The sequence below is a fragment of the Streptosporangium sp. NPDC049644 genome, from assembly GCF_040675205.1.
Taxonomy (GTDB): domain Bacteria; phylum Actinomycetota; class Actinomycetes; order Streptosporangiales; family Streptosporangiaceae; genus Streptosporangium; species Streptosporangium fukuiense.
Window position 1 is genome coordinate 12,618 of sequence record NZ_JBFAOJ010000109.1, and the last position, 16,709, is coordinate 29,326.

19 protein-coding genes are annotated in these 16,709 nt (G+C 71.7%); 15 read left to right on the forward strand and 4 right to left on the reverse strand.

The window, feature by feature from the left end; all coding sequences use genetic code 11:
• The first annotated feature begins 9 nt into the window (after positions 1 to 9).
• The 13 genes from AB0J58_RS37825 to AB0J58_RS37885 all read left to right on the forward strand — a co-directional run bounded on the left by AB0J58_RS37825 (position 10) and on the right by AB0J58_RS37885 (position 11,044).
• Positions 10 to 915, forward strand: coding sequence for an ACP S-malonyltransferase (locus AB0J58_RS37825; protein ID WP_364224918.1), 906 nt, complete (start codon positions 10 to 12; stop codon positions 913 to 915).
• On the forward strand, positions 912 to 1,343 hold the full coding sequence (locus AB0J58_RS37830; protein WP_364224920.1) for a phosphopantetheinyl transferase: 432 nt from the start codon (positions 912 to 914) through the stop codon (positions 1,341 to 1,343). Before AB0J58_RS37825 ends, AB0J58_RS37830 begins: the two co-directional genes overlap by 4 nt.
• A 40-nt stretch (positions 1,344 to 1,383) precedes the next feature.
• Positions 1,384 to 2,232 carry an ester cyclase gene (locus AB0J58_RS37835; RefSeq protein ID WP_364224922.1) on the forward strand — a complete coding sequence of 283 codons (849 nt, stop codon included), beginning with the start codon at positions 1,384 to 1,386 and terminating at the stop codon, positions 2,230 to 2,232.
• A 13-nt stretch (positions 2,233 to 2,245) separates the two neighbouring features.
• Entirely contained in the window at positions 2,246 to 3,064 is an 819-nt protein-coding gene (locus tag AB0J58_RS37840) for an alpha/beta hydrolase (protein ID WP_364224924.1), read from the forward strand.
• Positions 3,061 to 3,543, forward strand: coding sequence for a 4'-phosphopantetheinyl transferase superfamily protein (locus AB0J58_RS37845; protein ID WP_364224926.1), 483 nt, complete (start codon positions 3,061 to 3,063; stop codon positions 3,541 to 3,543). Before AB0J58_RS37840 ends, AB0J58_RS37845 begins: the two co-directional genes overlap by 4 nt.
• On the forward strand, positions 3,543 to 4,589 hold the full coding sequence (locus AB0J58_RS37850) for a right-handed parallel beta-helix repeat-containing protein (protein ID WP_364224928.1): 1,047 nt from the start codon (positions 3,543 to 3,545) through the stop codon (positions 4,587 to 4,589). The genes AB0J58_RS37845 and AB0J58_RS37850 overlap by 1 nt, the downstream gene beginning before the upstream one ends.
• Positions 4,586 to 5,524, forward strand: coding sequence for an ABC transporter ATP-binding protein (locus AB0J58_RS37855; RefSeq protein WP_364224930.1), 939 nt, complete (start codon positions 4,586 to 4,588; stop codon positions 5,522 to 5,524). The genes AB0J58_RS37850 and AB0J58_RS37855 overlap by 4 nt, the downstream gene beginning before the upstream one ends.
• A gap of 2 nt (positions 5,525 to 5,526) precedes the next feature.
• Entirely contained in the window at positions 5,527 to 6,705 is a 1,179-nt protein-coding gene (locus AB0J58_RS37860; RefSeq protein WP_364224932.1) for an ABC transporter permease, read from the forward strand.
• Entirely contained in the window at positions 6,702 to 7,853 is a 1,152-nt protein-coding gene (locus tag AB0J58_RS37865; RefSeq protein ID WP_364224934.1) for an ABC transporter permease, read from the forward strand. The genes AB0J58_RS37860 and AB0J58_RS37865 overlap by 4 nt, the downstream gene beginning before the upstream one ends.
• A 136-nt stretch (positions 7,854 to 7,989) precedes the next feature.
• Complete coding sequence (gene rfbA / locus AB0J58_RS37870; RefSeq protein WP_364224936.1) at positions 7,990 to 8,865, forward strand: glucose-1-phosphate thymidylyltransferase RfbA; 876 nt, start codon at positions 7,990 to 7,992, stop codon at positions 8,863 to 8,865.
• Between the two features lie 43 nt (positions 8,866 to 8,908).
• Positions 8,909 to 9,244 carry a metalloregulator ArsR/SmtB family transcription factor gene (locus AB0J58_RS37875; RefSeq protein ID WP_364224938.1) on the forward strand — a complete coding sequence of 112 codons (336 nt, stop codon included), beginning with the start codon at positions 8,909 to 8,911 and terminating at the stop codon, positions 9,242 to 9,244.
• A 46-nt stretch (positions 9,245 to 9,290) separates the two neighbouring features.
• A complete protein-coding gene (locus AB0J58_RS37880; RefSeq protein ID WP_364224940.1) occupies positions 9,291 to 10,406 on the forward strand; it encodes a CapA family protein in 1,116 nt (371 codons plus the stop codon).
• Positions 10,403 to 11,044 (forward strand): protein-L-isoaspartate O-methyltransferase, encoded by a 642-nt coding sequence (locus AB0J58_RS37885; protein WP_364224942.1) that lies wholly within the window; start codon positions 10,403 to 10,405, stop codon positions 11,042 to 11,044. Before AB0J58_RS37880 ends, AB0J58_RS37885 begins: the two co-directional genes overlap by 4 nt.
• A 146-nt stretch (positions 11,045 to 11,190) precedes the next feature.
• Here the strand turns inward: AB0J58_RS37885 and AB0J58_RS37890 are convergent, their stop codons facing one another.
• Genes AB0J58_RS37890 through AB0J58_RS37905 form a run of 4 tightly spaced genes read right to left on the reverse strand, consistent with a single transcriptional unit; the run spans position 11,191 to position 14,247 of the window.
• Positions 11,191 to 12,087, reverse strand: coding sequence for a hypothetical protein (locus AB0J58_RS37890; protein WP_364224944.1), 897 nt, complete (start codon positions 12,085 to 12,087; stop codon positions 11,191 to 11,193).
• Entirely contained in the window at positions 12,084 to 12,923 is an 840-nt protein-coding gene (locus tag AB0J58_RS37895) for an ABC transporter ATP-binding protein (protein WP_364224946.1), read from the reverse strand. Before AB0J58_RS37895 ends, AB0J58_RS37890 begins: the two co-directional genes overlap by 4 nt.
• Positions 12,920 to 13,723 carry a zf-HC2 domain-containing protein gene (locus tag AB0J58_RS37900; protein WP_364224948.1) on the reverse strand — a complete coding sequence of 268 codons (804 nt, stop codon included), beginning with the start codon at positions 13,721 to 13,723 and terminating at the stop codon, positions 12,920 to 12,922. The genes AB0J58_RS37895 and AB0J58_RS37900 overlap by 4 nt, the downstream gene beginning before the upstream one ends.
• Positions 13,720 to 14,247, reverse strand: coding sequence for an RNA polymerase sigma factor (locus tag AB0J58_RS37905; RefSeq protein WP_364224950.1), 528 nt, complete (start codon positions 14,245 to 14,247; stop codon positions 13,720 to 13,722). The genes AB0J58_RS37900 and AB0J58_RS37905 overlap by 4 nt, the downstream gene beginning before the upstream one ends.
• A gap of 104 nt (positions 14,248 to 14,351) precedes the next feature.
• On the opposite strand from AB0J58_RS37905, the gene AB0J58_RS37910 reads away from it, so the two are divergent.
• The gene (locus tag AB0J58_RS37910) at positions 14,352 to 15,314 is read left to right on the forward strand and encodes a nucleoside hydrolase (RefSeq protein WP_364224952.1); all 963 of its coding nucleotides are present in this window, start codon (positions 14,352 to 14,354) and stop codon (positions 15,312 to 15,314) included.
• 180 nt (positions 15,315 to 15,494) lie between these two features.
• On the forward strand, positions 15,495 to 16,589 hold the full coding sequence (locus tag AB0J58_RS37915; RefSeq protein WP_364224954.1) for a cellulose binding domain-containing protein: 1,095 nt from the start codon (positions 15,495 to 15,497) through the stop codon (positions 16,587 to 16,589).
• The last annotated feature ends 120 nt before the right edge of the window (positions 16,590 to 16,709 follow it).

The following is a 16,709-nucleotide window of genomic DNA, read 5'->3' on the forward strand; positions in this document are numbered from 1 at the left end:
GGGGATCTCATGCTCGGGTTCCTGTTTCCCGGACAGGGCACGGTCCGCGTCGGCATGGGCGCCTGGCTGCGCCGCAAGCCGGTGGCCGCGCAGGTGTTCGCCCAGGCGGACGAACTGCTCGGGCAGCCGATCTCGCCGCTCTGCGCCAAGGGGCCGCTGGACCGCCTGGTCGCCACCGAGCACGCCCAGCCGGCGGTGACCGTGTGCAACCTGGCGGCGCTGGCCGTGCTCCGCGCCGACGGGCACGAACCCGGCCTGGTCGCGGGGCACAGCGTCGGCGAGCTCAGCGCGCTGTACGCGGCGGGCGTGCTCGACCTGGCGGGCACGCTCCGGCTGGTGGAGATCCGGTCCCGGCTGATGGCCGAGGTCGGGGTGACGGGCGGGATGAGCGCGGTGATGGGGCCGGCGGTCGAGGAGGTCGAGGCGCTGGCCGCCGAGGCCGCCACCGCGGACGAGCCGCTCGTCGTGGGTCTGGAGAACGCGCCGGGCCACACGGTGGTCTCCGGCGCCCTGCCCGCGATCGAGCGGCTGGGCAAGCTGGCGAGCGGCGCCCGCAAGATCGTGCCGCTCCAGGTCAGCAACGCCTTCCACTCCCCGCTGATGGCCCCGGCGGTACCCGGCTGGCGGGAGGCGGTGCGCGCCGCGCCGATGGCGCCGCCCCGCGTCCCGGTCGTGCCCAACGTCACCGCCGAACCCACCATGGATCTGGACGTGATCAGGGAGGCACTGATCACCCAGCTCACCGAGCGGGTGCGGTGGACCGAGACGGTGCTGCGGACCACCACGGCCACCCTCTGTGTCGAGGTGGGCGACAGCAAGGTGCTCGCCGGGCTGTCGCGCGGCGTCGGCGCCCGCTGCCTGAGCATGACCGACCCCGGCACGCCGCGGCGGCTGGCCCAGGAGCGGGGCGCGTGAGCCGGTGGGGCTGCGCCATGGTCTCCTTCGCCGGGCTCTCCCGGCCGAAGGAGCTCCTCGGCGAGATGCGGCTGGAGCAGGTCTACACCCGCCCGGAACGTCTGCGGTCGGGCACGGGCCGCACCCTCCAGCACTGGGCGGGCCGCCTCGCGGCCAAGCGGGCGGTGCTGCGCCTGCTGGACGTCGCGGAGACCGCCGAGCATCTCGGCCAGGCGGAGGTGCTGCCCCGGCCCACCCCGATGTGCTCCCGGAGCGCCGTCTGCCTGCACGGGCACCCGCCCGGCGTACGGCTGAGCGGCGCCCTCGCCGACGCGGCGGGGGACAGGGGACGGATCCGGGTATCCATCAGCCACACCGCCGCCTGCGCGCTGGCGGTCGCGCTCGTCTCGGCGCGGCTCCCCGAAGACGACCACCTCGATGGGGTTTGACGATGAGGTTCGACGGTGAGGTTCGACGGTGAGGCCTGACATGGACATGCGACAGATCGCGGAAAGCCACCTGAAGGCCTGGCAGAGCGGGGACGCTGAGGCGGTGGCCGCGTCGGTGGACGCCTTCGGCGATCCGGACACGGCGGGCCCGCTGAGCGGGGCGGCGCTGGCCGCCCACGCGGGCGAGGTACTGGCCCGGTTCGGCAACCTGCGCTTCCACGTCGAGCACCTGGCCGCCACCGAGGAGCTCGCCGTGCTCTCCTGGACGCTGGAGGCCGACCACCGCGCCCCCTACCTGGCCATGCCCGCCGTCGGCAGGCCCGTCCACGTCACCGGGACCGACCTGCTGGTCAGGGAGGGTGGGACGGTGCGCGTCCAGCGGTGCTTCGACCGGCTGGCCGTCGCCGCCGCGCTGGGATTCGAGGCCAGGTTCGTGCCCGAGGCCGACGAGGAGCGGGAGTTCGGGGTGAGCACGCGGACCACCCCGGGGCGTACCGCACGTCCCGGCGCCCTGGCGCTGACCTGGCTGGAGGTCGACGACGGCGCGCAGGCGGCCGAGGTCGACCTGCTCAGCGTGGAGGTCGTCAAGGCGTTGCGCGCCTCGAAGGGATTCCTCGGTGCCTCGACCTTCGACATCGGCAGGCGCAAGTTCACCCTGAGCGCCTTCGACCGCCCGGAGTCCGTCCGCGCCGTACACGGCCGGCCCCACCAGCGGGCGATGCGGCGCTTCTTCAAGGGTGGACTGTGCACCCGGGCGCTCACCAGCATCTGGCTGCCGGCCACGGTCCGCGAATACGCCCGCTGTCCCGACTGCGAGACCGTCTTCTCGACGGACGAGGGCGCGGCCTGCGGTTGTGGCTGGATTCCTGAGCGCGAATCCCTATTGTGACTGGAGTGCGATCTTGCCCACCCCCTCCCCCTGGTCCCCCTTCACCGCCGAGCACCGGCTTGACGACGGTGACCGGCCAACCGTGGTGTTCATGTCCGCCCTGTTCGCCGGAGGCTGGATCTGGGATCATCCCTACCGGCGGCTGGAGAGCGCCGGCTGGCCGGTGCTCCGCACCAACGAGCCCATCTGCGCGCTCGACAGCAAGATCGTCGGTTCGATCGAGCGACTCGGCGACGTGCTGCTCGAGGTCTGTGACGAGGCGGGGGTCAAGGACATCGTCATCTGCGCCAACTCCCTCGGCGGCCTGGTCGCGATCGACCTGGCGGGCCGCTTTCCCGAGCGGGTACGCGGCATCGTGGTGAGCGGGGCCCCCGGTCTGACCCCCGACCCCGACGTCGGCCTGAGCTTCGACCGCAGGGCGAGCGTGCAGCCCGCCGGCGAGGAGTTCCGCGACCGCATGCTGAGCGCCCTGTTCCACGGCGAGCCGCTCTTCACCGAGGAGCAGCTGGAGGCGACCGCCACCCTGCTGCGGCACCCGCCCGCGATGGTGAGCATGGCCCGCAGCATCAAGGCCACCCGCGTCTACAAGGTGCTGCCGGCCATGGACAGGGTGACCTGCCCGTCGATGTACGTGTGGGGGGAGCACGACCGGATGACCCCGGTCGACGCCTGGGTGAAGGCCCTGGCCGGCTACCCGCAGTACGAGATGGTCCTGGTCGAGGGGTGCGGGCACATCCCGATGATCGAGCGCGCCGAGGAGTACTCGGCCTGCCTCGACCGGTTCCTGGCGCCCTTCGCCGAGGCGGCCGGGACGGCCGGGGTGCCCGCGTGACCCGCTCGGCGGTCCTGGTGGGCGTGGACATCGTGGAGACGGGCCGGATCGCCAGGACCGTCTCCGACGGCGGCGCCGCCTACGGCAGGCGGGTCACCACGCCCGCCGAGCGGGAACTGCACGCCGGCTCGCCTCTCGCGGACGCCGCCTCGTTCGCGGTCAAGGAGAGCTTCATCAAGGCGGTGGGCGGCCGACCGGCCGGGTTCGACTGGCACGACTTCGAGGAGCGGGGCGAGGAGCAGCGGTGGGCCACCCCGCTGCTGGCCGAGGCGGCGTCGGTGCTGGGCGCGTCCACCGAGCTGACACTGACCACGGGGGCGTCGTACGCCATCAGGGGCGCCAGCCGCCGCGCCGCCCTGGCCCGGCTGGCGCCGCGGGAGAACGACGCCCCGGTGGCCGGCGCGGCCCGGTGGGGCCTCCGCGCGGGACTGCTCGTCGCGCTGGCGATAGTGACCGTCGATTCCAAGGGAGCATTGTGATGTCGCTTGTCCAGGCGGAGGGGGAGACCTTCGTCGAGCCCGGAGAGTCGATCCAGCGGGCGCTCGACGAGGCGGGGCCGGGAGCGACCATCCGCCTGACCGAGGGAACCTACGCCGAGAGCCTGTGGATCAGGCACAGCGGGGTCACCCTGGTCGGTGCGGGGCCGGAGCTGACCAGGCTGGTTCCCGGTGCGGCGGCGGAGGTGGGCATCCCGCAGCTGCACGACGCGTCGGAGGACGTGGTCAGTGGTGTCAGCGTGCACGGTGACGGCATCCGCGACGTCACCGTACGCGGGTTGGCGGTGAGCGGCTTCTCCGGCTCCGGCGTCTACGCGCACACGGTCCAGGGACTCGTCGTCGAGGACGTCGAGGCGCGGGACAACGACTTCTGGGGCATCTACGTCCGCGAGTCCAGCGGCGTCGAGGTGCTGCGCTGCCGGGCCTCGGGGAGCCAGTACGCGGGCATCGCGCTGAGCTTCTGCCCCGAGGCGAACGCGCTGGTCGCGGAGAACGAGACCTCCGCCAACGCCTTCGGGATCTTCGTCGACAACTCCTCGAAGGCGCGGATGCTGCGCAACACCTGCCACGGCAACTCCGCCGGGCTGCTCCTGCTCAACCAGACCTACGAGGGCGAGCTGCCGGGCGGGGTGAACGACTGCCTGGTAGCGGAGAACGAGCTCCGCGGCAACGGGCTGCTCAGCGGGGAGGGCAACCCGAACGGCCTCGGCGAGGCGGGACCGCCGATCTCCGGGGTGGGCCTCGCACTGATCGGCGCCCACCGCGTCACCGTGGTGGGAAACCGGATCCACGACAACCACCCGAGCGGCCCCTCGGTCATGGGCGGGGCGTTCGTGCTGGGATCGTCCAAGGACTGGGGAGGCGACGAGTCCCTGGACAACCACATCTCCTGGAACCGGATCACCGGCAACACCCCGCTCGACGTCCAGGTCGACGCCGACTTCACCCGGCAGGGTTTCGCCAACAACGTGGCGAACGCCACCGCGCCCGACACGATCGAGGGCTGCGCCGCCGAGGAGACCCGATGACCGCCACCCTGAGCTGTGCGGGGCTGAGCAAGAGGTACGGCGACATCCTCGCCGTACAGGACGTCGGCTTCTTCATCGAGAAGGGGGAGGCCTACGGCCTGCTCGGTCCCAACGGGGCGGGCAAGACCACCGCGATCTCCATGCTGGTGGGCCTGCTGCAGCCGGACACGGGGAGCGTACAGGTCTGTGGCCACGATCTCGCGACCGATCCGCTCGCGGCGAAGGCGAAGATCGGGTACGTCCCGCAGGAGATCGCGCTCTACCCCGACCTGACCGGCAGGGAGAACCTGCGCTTCTTCGGCAGGCTCTACGGGCTGCCCCGGCGGGAGCTGGCGAAGCGGATCGACGAGGTGCTCGACTTCGTCGGCCTGTCGGACCGGGCGGACGGAAAGATCGACACCTACTCGGGCGGGATGAAGCGCCGGATCAACATCGGCGCGGCCCTGCTGCACCGGCCGGAGGTGCTCATCCTGGACGAGCCGACGGTCGGGGTGGACCCGCAGAGCCGCAAGGCCATCCTGGACGGGGTCGAGCAACTGGTGGCCGACGGCATGAGCCTGCTGTACACCTCGCACTACATGGAGGAGGTCGAACGGGTCTGCAAGCGCGTCGGGATCATCGACCACGGCAAGGTCATCGCCGAGGGCACCCGCAAGGAACTCGTCTCCACCCTCGGCAGCGCGGACCGGGTCGAGCTCGTCCTCGACGGCGACCTGGACGTCGCGACCGACAAGCTGCGCGCGGTGGAGGGGGTCACCGAGGCGGTGCGGGTGGGCACCTCGTCCATCCGGCTGATCGTCAACGAGGGAAGTCACCTGCTGCCCACCCTCATCGCCGCGGTGCGGGGCATCGCCGTCGTGACGGCCGTCGAGGTCATCGAACCCGACCTTGAGGCCGCGTTCCTGCACCTCACCGGCAACAAGCTGCGGGACTGACGATGCTGAGAGCTCTTTTCACGGTGAGCCGTCTCGAACTGCGCGCCAGGTTCATGGACGGTACGGCGGTGCTGACCGCACTGCTCGCTCCTGTCGTGCTGGCCTCGCTGTTCGGGTTCGCCCTCGGCGGAGACGATCCGCCACTGCGCGCCACCGTGGGCTTCGTCGATCTCGACGGCGGGGAGTTCCCCTCCAGCGTGCGCCGGGAGGTGCTGTCGGCCAAGGAACTCGACGGCATGCTGACCCTGCGCGACCTCACGACGGAGAAGGACGCGCAGCAGACCCTCGACGACGGGGACATCGGCGCGGCGATCGTGTTCCCCCCGGGGTTCAGCCAGGACGTCGGCGCCGGACGAGGGGGGAAGGTCACCGTGCTCACCTCCCCGGAGACACCGCTGGCCGGAGTGGTCGCGAGCAGCATCGTCGACCGGATCTCCGCCCTGGTGGACGCCCGCACCCTCGCGGTCAAGGCGTCCCTCGACGCCGGCGTCCCCGCGGACAAGGTCAAGGAGTTCGTCGAGCGCAACGGCGCGAGCGGTCCCGCGCTGACCCTGGAGAGCGACCCCATGGCGGGCGGAAAGGTCGACCTGTCGGTCTACTACGGCTCCGGCATGGCCGCGCTCTTCGCCTTCTTCGTGGTCGGCACCTCGGTCAGGAGCCTGCTCACCGAGCGCAACCTCGGCACGCTCAACCGGATGCGTGCCGCGCCCATCCGGCCGTGGATCCCGATCGTGGGCAAGGGGGTGGTCGGCTTCCTGCTGGCACTGGTCAGCGTCTGCGCCGTCTGGGCCTCCTCGGTGCTGCTGTTCGGCTCCACCTGGGGTGATCCGCTCGCGGTGTTCGCGCTCTGGACCGCGCACGTGCTGGCCGCCGCCGCGATCACCATGCTGGTGGCCAGCAGGGCGAGGACCGACTCCCAGGCCGACGGGCTGATCATGGGCGTCTCCTTCGTCTTCGCGTTCCTGGGCGGCAGCCTGGTGCCGATGTACAACCTGCCGGACTTCCTGCAGAAGGTGGCGCTGTTCACCCCGAACGGCTGGACGTCGACGGGACTGACCGAGCTCGCCGGCGGCGGCGGGGGCCTGGCGACGGTCGCCGGCCCGATCGCCGCACTCTGCGGGATGGCACTCGTGGCCGGCGGCATCGCCGCCCTCGGCTTTCGGAAAGGACTACTCGGTTGAGCCCGAGCCCGGTCAGAGCCCTGGTGGCGGCCAACCTGCGCCGTCACTCCCGCGACAAGGTGGGCCTGTTCTTCATGGTGGTCATGCCGTTCGTGACCATCCTCTTCGTCGGGATGGCCCTGGGCGGAAGCGGGTCCGGGCAGGATCGGATACCGGTCGGGGTGGTCGCGCGGGACTCCGACCCGGTGGCGACGGCCGTACTGCGCCGGCTGGAGGCCGGCCCCGACCTCGCGATCGAGCGGATGGACACCGAGGAGCAGGTGCGGTCCGGGGTGCGGACCGGCGCCCTGGCCGCGGGTCTGCTGATCCCGCCCGGGTCCACCGATCTGGAGCTGGTCATGACCCAGACCAACGGCAGCGGCATGGCGGCACGCGGCATGATCGAGGTCGCGGTCGGCAAGGTGGCCGCGGTGCTCGAAGCCGTGCGGGCGGCCGAGGCGGCGGGCGCGTCCCCGGCCGAGGCCGAGGCTCTGGTGCGCAAGGCCCAGGCCTCCTCGGCCCAGGTGGCGGTGAGCACCAGCGGCGCCGCGGAGAGTTCCACGCCCCGCGGATTCGCCTACACCGCGCCCGCCAACGTGCTGCTGTTCACCTTCGTCAACTCCATGGCGGTCGCCGCGGCCCTGGCCGAGAGCCGCAGGCTGGGCATGATCCGCCGGTCCCTCGCCGGGCCGGTGCGGGAGCGCTCGGTGCTGCTCGGAGAGGTGCTGAGCAGGCTCATCATCGCCGTCGTGCAGGCCTGCCTGATCATGGTGGTGAGCACGCTGATGTTCGATGTGTCCTGGGGAGACCCGGTGGGCGTCGCGGCGGTCGTCGGCTCGTTCTGCCTGGTGTCCACCGGTGCCGCGGTGCTGGTCGGCAGCCTGGTGCGGTCGCCCTCCCAGGCCCCGGCGATCGGGCCTCCGCTGGGCATCGTGCTCGGCATGCTGGGCGGCTGCCTGTGGCCGCGAGAGGTCGCGGGCGAGACCCTGAACATGATCGGCTATCTGGTCCCGCACGGCTGGGGGATGGACGCGCTGATCACGCTGACCAAACCGGGCAAGGGGCTGGGCTCGGTCCTCATCGAGGTGGCCGTACTGCTCGGGATGGCGGTGCTCCTGCTGGGCATCTCGCTCATGGTGTTCCGCAGGCGCATGCGCACGTCCAACTGACCGAACGCGGCACTGCGGAAAGGGGGCGGCGAATGCGCGTCCTGGTGACCGGCGGGACCGGTCTCACCGGCTCCTGTCAGGGGTGCGCGCTCACGGGCGGTGCCTCGGCGGCCGCGCCGGAGGAGGCGGTCCGCACATGAAGGGCATCGTGCTGGCCGGGGGCTCGGGCACCCGGCTCCGGCCGCTGACCACGATCACCTCCAAGCACCTGCTGCCGGTCTACAACAAGCCGATGGTCTACTACCCGCTCTCGGTGCTGATGCTGGCCGGGATCCGGGAGATCCTGCTGATCAGCACCCCCGAGCACCTGCCGGGATTTCGGGCGCTGCTCGGCGACGGCTCCCGGCTGGGCCTGCGCCTGAGCTATGCCGTCCAGACCGCGCCCCGCGGGCTGGCCGACGCTCTGGTGGTCGGCGGGGAGTTCGTGGGCGACGACCCGCTGGCCCTCATCCTCGGCGACAACGTCTTCTACGGCCACGAACTCCCCTCGGTGCTCCGCGACGAGGTCGGCAAGCTCGACGGTTGCACGGTCTTCGGCTACCCGGTCGCCGATCCCGAACGGTACGGGGTGGCGGTCATCGGTGAGGGGGGCCGGCTGGTCGACATCGAGGAGAAACCGGCCCGGCCCCGGAGCAACCTCGCCGTCACCGGCCTCTACCTCTACGACAACGTCGCGCTGCGCTACGCCACGGAGCTGGCCCCTTCGGCGAGGGGCGAGTTGGAGATCACCGACCTCAACCGGCGCTTCCTCGCCGAAGGCCGCGCCCGGCTGGTCAACCTGGGCCGGGGCACGGCCTGGCTGGACACCGGCACGCCGGACAGCCTGCTGGAGGCCGGGGTCTTCGTGCAGGTGCTGGAGAAGCGGCAGGGCGTGCAGATCGCCTGCCTGGAGGAGGTGGCCTACCGGATGGGCTACATCGACGACCACGGGCTCCGCGAGCTGATCGGCCAGGTCGGGCCCGTGACGGAGGAGGGGCGCTACCTGGTCCGGGTGCTGGAAGCCGCGATATAAACCAAAGTTGACATAGGTGATCGCCTGTGTTGGGAGGGGAGCCATGGAGCCGATGGAGCTTCTGGAGTGCAGCCCGCCGCTGGCCCGAGAGTCGCTGAACGCCCAGCAGGCCGCGGCGGTGGCGCGGGTCTTCAAGGCGCTCGGCGATCCGGTGAGGCTGCGCATCCTGTCGATCGTGGCCGCCGGTGGCGAGGCCTGCGTCTGCGACATCGCCGCGGCCTTCGAGGTCTCCCAGCCGACGGTCAGCCACCACCTCAAGGTCCTCAAGGAGGTCGGCCTGCTCACCTCCGAACGCCGCGCCTCCTGGGTCTACTACCGCGTCGTCCCCGAGTCCCTGGCGGAGCTGTCGGCCCTGCTGAACACCCCGGCCGCGGTCTGAGGCGAGGTGGCGGGTCAGGCGGCCGGGGCACGCCTAGCATGGAGGTATGCGCACCGATCCGGTGACGTTGTTCCTCTGCGGGGACGTCATGCTCGGCCGCGGCGTCGACCAGATCCTTCCGTACCCCGGTGACCCGACGCTGCGGGAGAGCCATGTCCGTGACGCTCGGACATATGTCGATCTCGCGGAGGCGGTGAACGGCCGAATTCCCCGGCCGGTCGGCTTCTCCTGGCCGTGGGGGGAAGCCCTGGGGGCGCTGGAGGAGGTCGCGCCCGATGTCCGGGTGGTGAACCTGGAGACGAGCGTCACCCGGAGCGACGACTTCGCGGTGGGGAAGGCCGTGAACTACCGGATGAATCCAGCCAACCTGCCCGGTCTGCTGGTCGCCCGGCCCGACGTCTGCGTGCTGGCGAACAACCACGTCATGGACTTCGGCCGACGAGGTCTGGAGGAGACGCTCGACGCCCTGGCCGACGCGGGGCTGCGGGCGGCGGGGGCGGGCCGGGAGGCGGGCGAGGCGCGGCGACCCGCGATCGTCACCGTCGAGGGCGGCGGGCGGGTCCTGGTCCTCTCCTGCGGGACGGAGTCCAGCGGCATTCCGCCGGAATGGGCGGCGGCCCCCGGTCGAGGGGGTGTCGATCTCGTCTCGGAGCTGTCGGAGGCCGCCGCGGCCGAGGTGGCCTGCCGGTTGCGGCGGGTGAGGCGCCCCGGTGACGTCGCGGTCGTCTCCATCCACTGGGGCTCCAACTGGGGTTACCACGTCGCCCGGGAGCAGCGGCGCTTCGCGCACCGCCTGGTCGACGGCGGTGTCGACGTGGTGCACGGGCACTCCTCGCACCATCCCCGGCCCGTCGAGGTCTACCGGGGCAGGCTCATCCTGTACGGCTGCGGCGACCTCATCGACGACTACGAGGGCATCACCGGCTATGAGGAGTACCGGGACGATCTTCGGCTGCTGTACTTCGTGTCGGTGGAGCCGGAGTCGGGCAGGACGGCCGGTCTGCGGATGGTGCCCATGCGGGCCCGCCGGATGCGCCTCCGGCGCGCCTCGGTCGAGGACTCCGAATGGCTGCGGGCGGTTCTCGACCGGGTCGGCCGCGACCTCGGCTCACGGGTCGACCTGGAGCCGGACGGCGCCCTCGCGCTCCGGTGGACGACATGACCGCGGGCGCCTCTCCCGAAGATCTCATCCGGGCCGTCCGGGCGGCGGGTGTCCGCGACGAGCGCCTGCTGGAGGCCGTACGCGCGACGCCGCGAGCCGGGTTCGTTCCCGCGGGCCGTGTCGAGCTCGCGTACTACGACGAGCCCATCCTGATCGGGCACGGGCTGGTGACCACGCAGCCCTCGCTGTCGGCAAGGATGATCGAAGGTCTCGGTCTCGGCGGGACGGAACACGTGCTTGAGATCGGCACCGGCCTCGGTTTTCAGACCGCGCTGCTCGCTCGCCTGGCCGCCGATGTCGTGACCATCGACCTGTGGGCGGATCTGGTCCGGCAGGCGCGCCGGAACCTCGCCCGGCAGGGGATCGGCAATGTCGAGCTGCTCGTCGGGGACGGCGGCCGCGGCGTGCCGGACCGCGCCCCGTACGACGGCGTCGTGGTGTCGGCCGCCTTCCCCGAGGTCCCCCCGCCGCTGGTCGAACAGCTCCGGCCCGGCGGCCGTCTGGTACAGCCCATTGGACCGGGCGGGCGGGAGGAGGTCGTCCTGTTCCAGCGCACCGTGACCGGACTCGAGCGTCGGCAGGTCCTCACGCTGGCCAGCTTCGTCCGCCTTCGCGGAAGGTACGGCTTTCCGTCCTGAGCGGGTGCCCCGCCTCCCCGCGGACGGTGATCGGGAGCATGGCCTCCACGACCGTGCCGCCGCCCGAGGCCGGGCCGATCACGCACGCCCCGCCGAGCTCGGCGGCGCGCTCGCGCATCGGGGCGAGGAACATTCGATGACGGCGGTCACGGCAGTTGCCAGACGCCGGAGAGCACCGCGGCCAGGACCAGCGCCGCGCCGGCCCCCAGCCAGAGCCCGCGCTGGGCCGAGTCGCGCAGCATCGCCAGCGCTCCCGCTCCCAGGCCCAGCGCCAGCAGGTAGACCGCGTGCCAGAACGCCGACCCCGGGGCCTCCTGGAACGTCCACATGGGGGAGGTCCACAGCACGAACTCCACCAGGAAGCCGAGGAAGCGCTCGGAGCTCTGATAGACGACGTAGTTGAAACCGACCAGCAGGAACATGACCGCGAACGGCACGCCCCGGTAGGGCGCCCAGCGGGCGGTCGCCGTCCCCAGCAGCGTGGCTCCGAGCACGCACAGCGGCCCGGCGGCCATCTCCCACACCGTGGGGGTACGTCCCAGATCCACCTGGAACATCAGGCAGAGGCCCAGCAGCACCGCCTGGAACAGGCCGGCCAGCACGAAGGGCCCGAGGGCGGCCAGGCAGGCGGCGGCCGTACGGTGCGCACGGTCGACCGGTGTGGTGGACAGCAACTCGTCCGTGCCCGCCCTGCGTGCCGCGGTGCCGATGAGATTCGCGGCGAAGAACGCAGGTACGCCCCATTCCATCACCATCTGAGCGGTGATTACCCTGAAGGAGTCCTGCGGCCACTCCCAGGTGTGGCTGAAGAGCACCGCCGTCATCAGCGCGGGCCCGAGCAGGGTGAGCGGGTGGCGGAGCAGCAGCCGGAGCTCGGCGTAGGCCAGCGCGGGCACCGCGTGACGCGTCGTCGCGGGCAACCGGTCCATGAGCCGTGACAGCCCGGCCATCGCAGTGCCTCCGGCGGGCGGGCCGCCGGTCAGGGTCTCCGTAACCGGTCCGCTGTCCGCCGCCCGGGACAGGGCGCCGTGGTCGTACGTCATGCCGCCGCCTCCGCGGCCGTACCGCCGAGCAGCAGCAGGTAGCCGTCCTCCACGGTCGGCTCGGCCAGGCGGGCACCCTCCGGAGCGGGCCCGATGTTGCGGAACAGCCCGTCACCGGTGCGCCAGGAGAGCACTCCCGACTTCTCCGCGGAGAACCAGACCCGGCCCTCGGCCAGTGCCCGGATCTCCTCGGGCGTGCCCTCGAACACGCACCGTCCCGCCTTGAGCACGACCACCCGGTTGCAGAGGGCGGCGACGTCCTCGGTCTGGTGGGTGGAGAGCACGACGGCCCGGTCCTGCCCGATGTGCGAGATCAGCTCGCGGAACCGGAGCCGCTGCTCGGGGTCCAGGCCGACGGTCGGCTCGTCCAGCAGGATCAGCTCGGGGTCGCCGAGCAGGGTCTGCGCGATGCCCAGCCGCCGCCGCATGCCGCCGGACAGCGTCCGGATCCGCTTCCCGCTCACGGAGGTCAGCCCGACCTCCTCGATCACCCGGCGCACCTCGTCGTGCCGGGCCCGCCGCTCCACCATCTCCTTCAGGATCGCCACGTAGTCGACGAACTCGAAGACGGTGAACCCCCGCTGGTAGCCCGGCTCCTGCGGCAGGTATCCCAGCCGCCGCCGGATCTCCAGCCGGTCCCCGGCCGGGTCCCGGCCGAGCAGTCTCAGCTCGCCCTCGTCCGGTGCGAGCACGGTCGCCAGCATCCTGATCAGCGTGGTCTTACCCGCGCCGTTCGGCCCCAGCAGGCCGGTCACCCCCTTTCCCACGGTGAAGGTGAGCCCGTCCAGGGCCCGGCCGCGACCGTAGGTCTTCACCAGACCCGCTGCCTCGATCATGAGAACTCCCTGCGGCGCGCGATGAGCAGAACGCCGGATACGAAGGTGATGGCCAGGTAGCCCGCCTGGCCGGCGCCGCCGAACATCGCCAGGCTCGGCTCGCGGAGGTTCGTGGCGACGACCACGACCAGCCAGGTCGCGGCCACGGCCGCCCCGCAATGGCGCGGGTCGAACCGGCTGGAAAGGACGAGGGTCAGCGAGGTCAGCGCGAGCGAGGGCAGCAGCCACGCGGCCACGGTCCAGTCGTCGCCCAGCAGGCCGAGACCCATCACCAAGGCCAGCGCCGACGAGGACGTCAGCACCGCGGCGGCGCGCATCAGCATCAGCCGGAACATCGAGTACGGAGCCGCCAGGCCGATCTCGTGGGCCGGATCGCCGTCCCGGCCGAAGGCCACGGCGACTCCGGCGACCGGCAGGATCGGGGCCAGCGTGAGATAGGAGAGCAGCCCCCACCGGGTCGTCTCCCCCGAGGCCAGCGCGGCGAACAGGAGCGCCACGGTGCTGGCCGCGATCCACGGCAGGCGCAGCGAGTGGGTGGCGCCCAGCAGCCGGGCCGTGTGGTCGTGGACGCCGATCGCCCGCAGCAGTTGTTCGAACGGTCCCGGCGTGGGCGTGTCCACCGCGTCGGCCACCTCCGCCCAGACCCGGTCCAGCCGGGAGCGCGGCACCCGGGGCGCGAGCAGGCTCCGGCATCGATCGCAGGCCAGCAGGTGGGCCTCGACCGAGGCGGCCAGGGTCGGGTTCAGTTCCCCGTCGGCGTACCTGACGGCCAGGCCGTCGTCCATGTGCCAGGTGCTCATACCAGCTCCTCCCTCAACAGTGCCTTCGCTCGCATCATCCGGGTCTTGACGGTCCCGGCGGGGATGCCGAGCAGCCGACCGGCCTCCCGGGTGGTCAGCCCGTCCAGCACCGTGGCCTGGACCACCGCGCGCAGTTCCGGGGAGAGCCGGCCCATCGCCTGGCCGAGCTCGCCGTACTCGATGCCGAGCAGCACCTGCTCCTCGGCCGAGACCATGACCTGCTCGTAGGCGGGCAGTGGCACCGCCGGGCGGCGGCGGAGCTGGTCCAGCAGGCGGCGGATACCGATGCCCCAGATCCAGGCCGCGACCTCTCCCTTGCCCTTCCAGGTGCGCGCCGTCCGCCAGACGGCCACGAAGGTGTCCTGGACCGCCTCGTCCACCAGCGCCGGGTCGGCGCACCGGCGGGTGAGCCGGATGACGAGCCAGGGTGCGTGCCGGGCGTAAAGGACCTCAAGGGCCCGGCGGTCCCCGCCGGCGACGGCCTCGAGCAGTCGAGCGTCCGTCCAGCTCTCGTGCTCGCTCATGGGAGCCCTTTCAACGGTGTCATGCCTCTATGTCGCATCCGATCGCCTCAGCGGTTCACGGCATGGAACGAACCGAACGCGGTGTCGAGCCCGACAGGTGAGGCATGAGAAGGAAAATACTGGTCTCGCTGGTGGCGCTGTCCATGGTGTGCGCTGCGACGTCGTGTTCGCGGGGAGTGCCGCTCGACGGTCCTCCGGGCACCGGGAAAATCATCATCGACGCCGACATGGGCGAGCTGAACGACGACGCGCAGGCCATGTTCCTGCTGGCCGCCGCCGAAGGGGTGGAGGTGCTCGGGGTCACGACCGTGGGCGGCAACACCTGGCCGGAGGAGGGCACCGCGTACGCGCTGCGCCAGCTGGAGCTCATCGGCAGGACCGACATCCCCGTGGTGACCGGCGAGACCAACGTGCCGGCGCCGAGGGAGGACTACGACGGGGCCCTGGACCGGCCGAGGCCGGCGTCCCACCGCGCGCTGGCCACCCCGCCGCACGGCGGCTACCCGACGACCCGGCCCACGGCGGGCAGCGCCTCGGACTTCATCGCCGACCAGGTGGGACGCCACCCCGGCGAGGTGACCGTCTTCGCGCTCGGCCCGGCCACCAACCTGGCGCGCGCCGTACGGGAGCACCCCGAGATGGTCCCCCTGGTCAAGGAGATCGTCTATCTGGGAGCCGACACGGAGGGCGAGGAGTTCAACCGTTGGTTCGACCCCGAGGCGTCCCGGGTCGTCTTCGCCGCTCCGTTCAAACGCGAGCTGGTCGTCACGCTGGAGGCGGCGCAGCGGCTCACCTTGGACGGGAAGACCTACGAGCGGGTGGTCACGGGCCCGGAGAGCCCGGTCAGGAAGCTCTTCAAGGAGATTCAGGGACCGCTCTTCGCCGGTGACCCGGGACACCGGGCGTTCGTCTGGGACGCCGTGGCCGCGGCGGCCTTCCTGCGCCCCGAGATCGTCTCGGACACCGACGGCCGCACCGTGCTGGAGGTGGACCCGGACCGGTTCTGGGACCTCTACGTCACGCGGATCGGCTCGGCCGGGCCGCCGAGCCGAGGGCTCGAACCCTGACCTCCACCGGTCGGAGTGGAACTTTCAGATGGCCGGGAACATGCCGGAGTCAATCGGGCCTGGTCGCCCCGTGGGGCCGGGGCGGCGGGCCCGAGTGTGCTTGCGCGGGGGAGGAACCGCTCTATGGTGCGAATTATGGGAGCGCTCCCACAATAATCCGCGACCGAAAGCGGTGCCAGCATGAGGCGAACGAGAGAACGTGGGGTGCGGCGGGCCGTCATGGCGGTCCTGGCCGCCCTCGGCCTGGTCCTCACGGCCGGGGCGGTCACCGCGCCGGCGCACGCCGACACGACGATCTGCGAGCAGTACGGCACCACCACCATCCAGGGCGGGAAGTACCACGTCCAGAACAACAACTGGGGCGACGACACCAGGCAGTGCGTCAACGTCACGGGCCTCGGCTTCTCGGTGACGGAGGCGAGCCACGACAGGCCGACCGACGGCGCACCGGGCTCCTACCCCTCGATCTTCGCCGGCTGCCACCGCGCCCAGTGCACCTCCGGCAGCGGCCTGCCCATGCGGATCAGCGACGGCCGGTTCAACGGCATCCAGACCAGCGTCCACATGACGTATCCGAGCGGCGGCGTGTACAACGCGGCCTATGACATCTGGCTCGACCCGGCTCCCCGGACGGACGGGCAGAACACCGGCGCGGAGATCATGGTCTGGCTCAACCGGGTGGGGCCGATCCAGCCAATCGGCTCCCGAGTGGGCACGGTCAGCCTCGCCGGGGCGAGCTGGGAGGTCTGGTACGGCAACGTCGGCTGGAACGTGATCTCCTACGTCCGCACCCTGGCGACCACGTCGATCGACTTCACCGTCCGTACCTTCGTCGACGACGCGGTCAACCGTGGCCACGTTCAGCGGTCCTGGTACCTCACCAGCGTCCAGGCGGGCTTCCAGCCGTGGGTCGGCCAGACCGGCCTGGCGGTGAACAACTTCTCCTACGGCATCATCGGCGGTGGAAGCTGCTCGGCCACCGGCACCCTGTCGTACGGGGGGAACAACATCTATGCGGTCGATCCGATCAGCGTGACCAACACCGGTCCCTCCACGATCAGCGGCTGGACCGTCACCGTCACCCTGCCGGCCGGGCACAGCCTCATCGGCTCCTGGGGCGCCACCGTCACCACCAGCGGGCAGACCGTCACCGCTCGCAACCTGAGCTACAACGGCTCCCTCGCGCCCGGCGCCAGTGTGGGCTTCGGCTTCCAGGCCGTCCGCCCACCCGGCGTCCCGCAGTGGCCCTCGGGCTACACCTGCGTCGCCTCCTGACCGGGTCCGGGGCACGGCCCGGCCGGGATCGATGTCGACGGCGTGCAACTCGACCCGCTCCAGCGCGGCGGCCAGCGCGGCGCCCACCGCGCCCGAGCCGCAGCACAGGTCGACGACGAC

Bases quoted from the DNA above. Each gene is read 5' to 3' on its own strand.
- AB0J58_RS37900 (WP_364224948.1), bottom strand. From the start codon at position 13,723: ATGAGCACCTGGCACATGGACGACGGCCTGGCCGTCAGGTACGCCGAC.
- AB0J58_RS37915 (WP_364224954.1), top strand. From the start codon at position 15,495: ATGAGGCGAACGAGAGAACGTGGGGTGCGGCGGGCCGTCATGGCGGTC.
- AB0J58_RS37875 (WP_364224938.1), top strand. From the start codon at position 8,909: ATGGAGCCGATGGAGCTTCTGGAGTGCAGCCCGCCGCTGGCCCGAGAG.
- AB0J58_RS37905 (WP_364224950.1), bottom strand. From the start codon at position 14,247: ATGAGCGAGCACGAGAGCTGGACGGACGCTCGACTGCTCGAGGCCGTC.
- AB0J58_RS37835 (WP_364224922.1), top strand. From the start codon at position 1,384: ATGGACATGCGACAGATCGCGGAAAGCCACCTGAAGGCCTGGCAGAGC.
- AB0J58_RS37855 (WP_364224930.1), top strand. From the start codon at position 4,586: ATGACCGCCACCCTGAGCTGTGCGGGGCTGAGCAAGAGGTACGGCGAC.
- rfbA (WP_364224936.1), top strand. From the start codon at position 7,990: ATGAAGGGCATCGTGCTGGCCGGGGGCTCGGGCACCCGGCTCCGGCCG.
- AB0J58_RS37895 (WP_364224946.1), bottom strand. From the start codon at position 12,923: ATGATCGAGGCAGCGGGTCTGGTGAAGACCTACGGTCGCGGCCGGGCC.
- AB0J58_RS37910 (WP_364224952.1), top strand. From the start codon at position 14,352: ATGAGAAGGAAAATACTGGTCTCGCTGGTGGCGCTGTCCATGGTGTGC.
- AB0J58_RS37825 (WP_364224918.1), top strand. From the start codon at position 10: ATGCTCGGGTTCCTGTTTCCCGGACAGGGCACGGTCCGCGTCGGCATG.
- AB0J58_RS37890 (WP_364224944.1), bottom strand. From the start codon at position 12,087: ATGACGTACGACCACGGCGCCCTGTCCCGGGCGGCGGACAGCGGACCG.
- AB0J58_RS37860 (WP_364224932.1), top strand. From the start codon at position 5,527: ATGCTGAGAGCTCTTTTCACGGTGAGCCGTCTCGAACTGCGCGCCAGG.
- AB0J58_RS37885 (WP_364224942.1), top strand. From the start codon at position 10,403: ATGACCGCGGGCGCCTCTCCCGAAGATCTCATCCGGGCCGTCCGGGCG.
- AB0J58_RS37850 (WP_364224928.1), top strand. From the start codon at position 3,543: ATGTCGCTTGTCCAGGCGGAGGGGGAGACCTTCGTCGAGCCCGGAGAG.
- AB0J58_RS37880 (WP_364224940.1), top strand. From the start codon at position 9,291: ATGCGCACCGATCCGGTGACGTTGTTCCTCTGCGGGGACGTCATGCTC.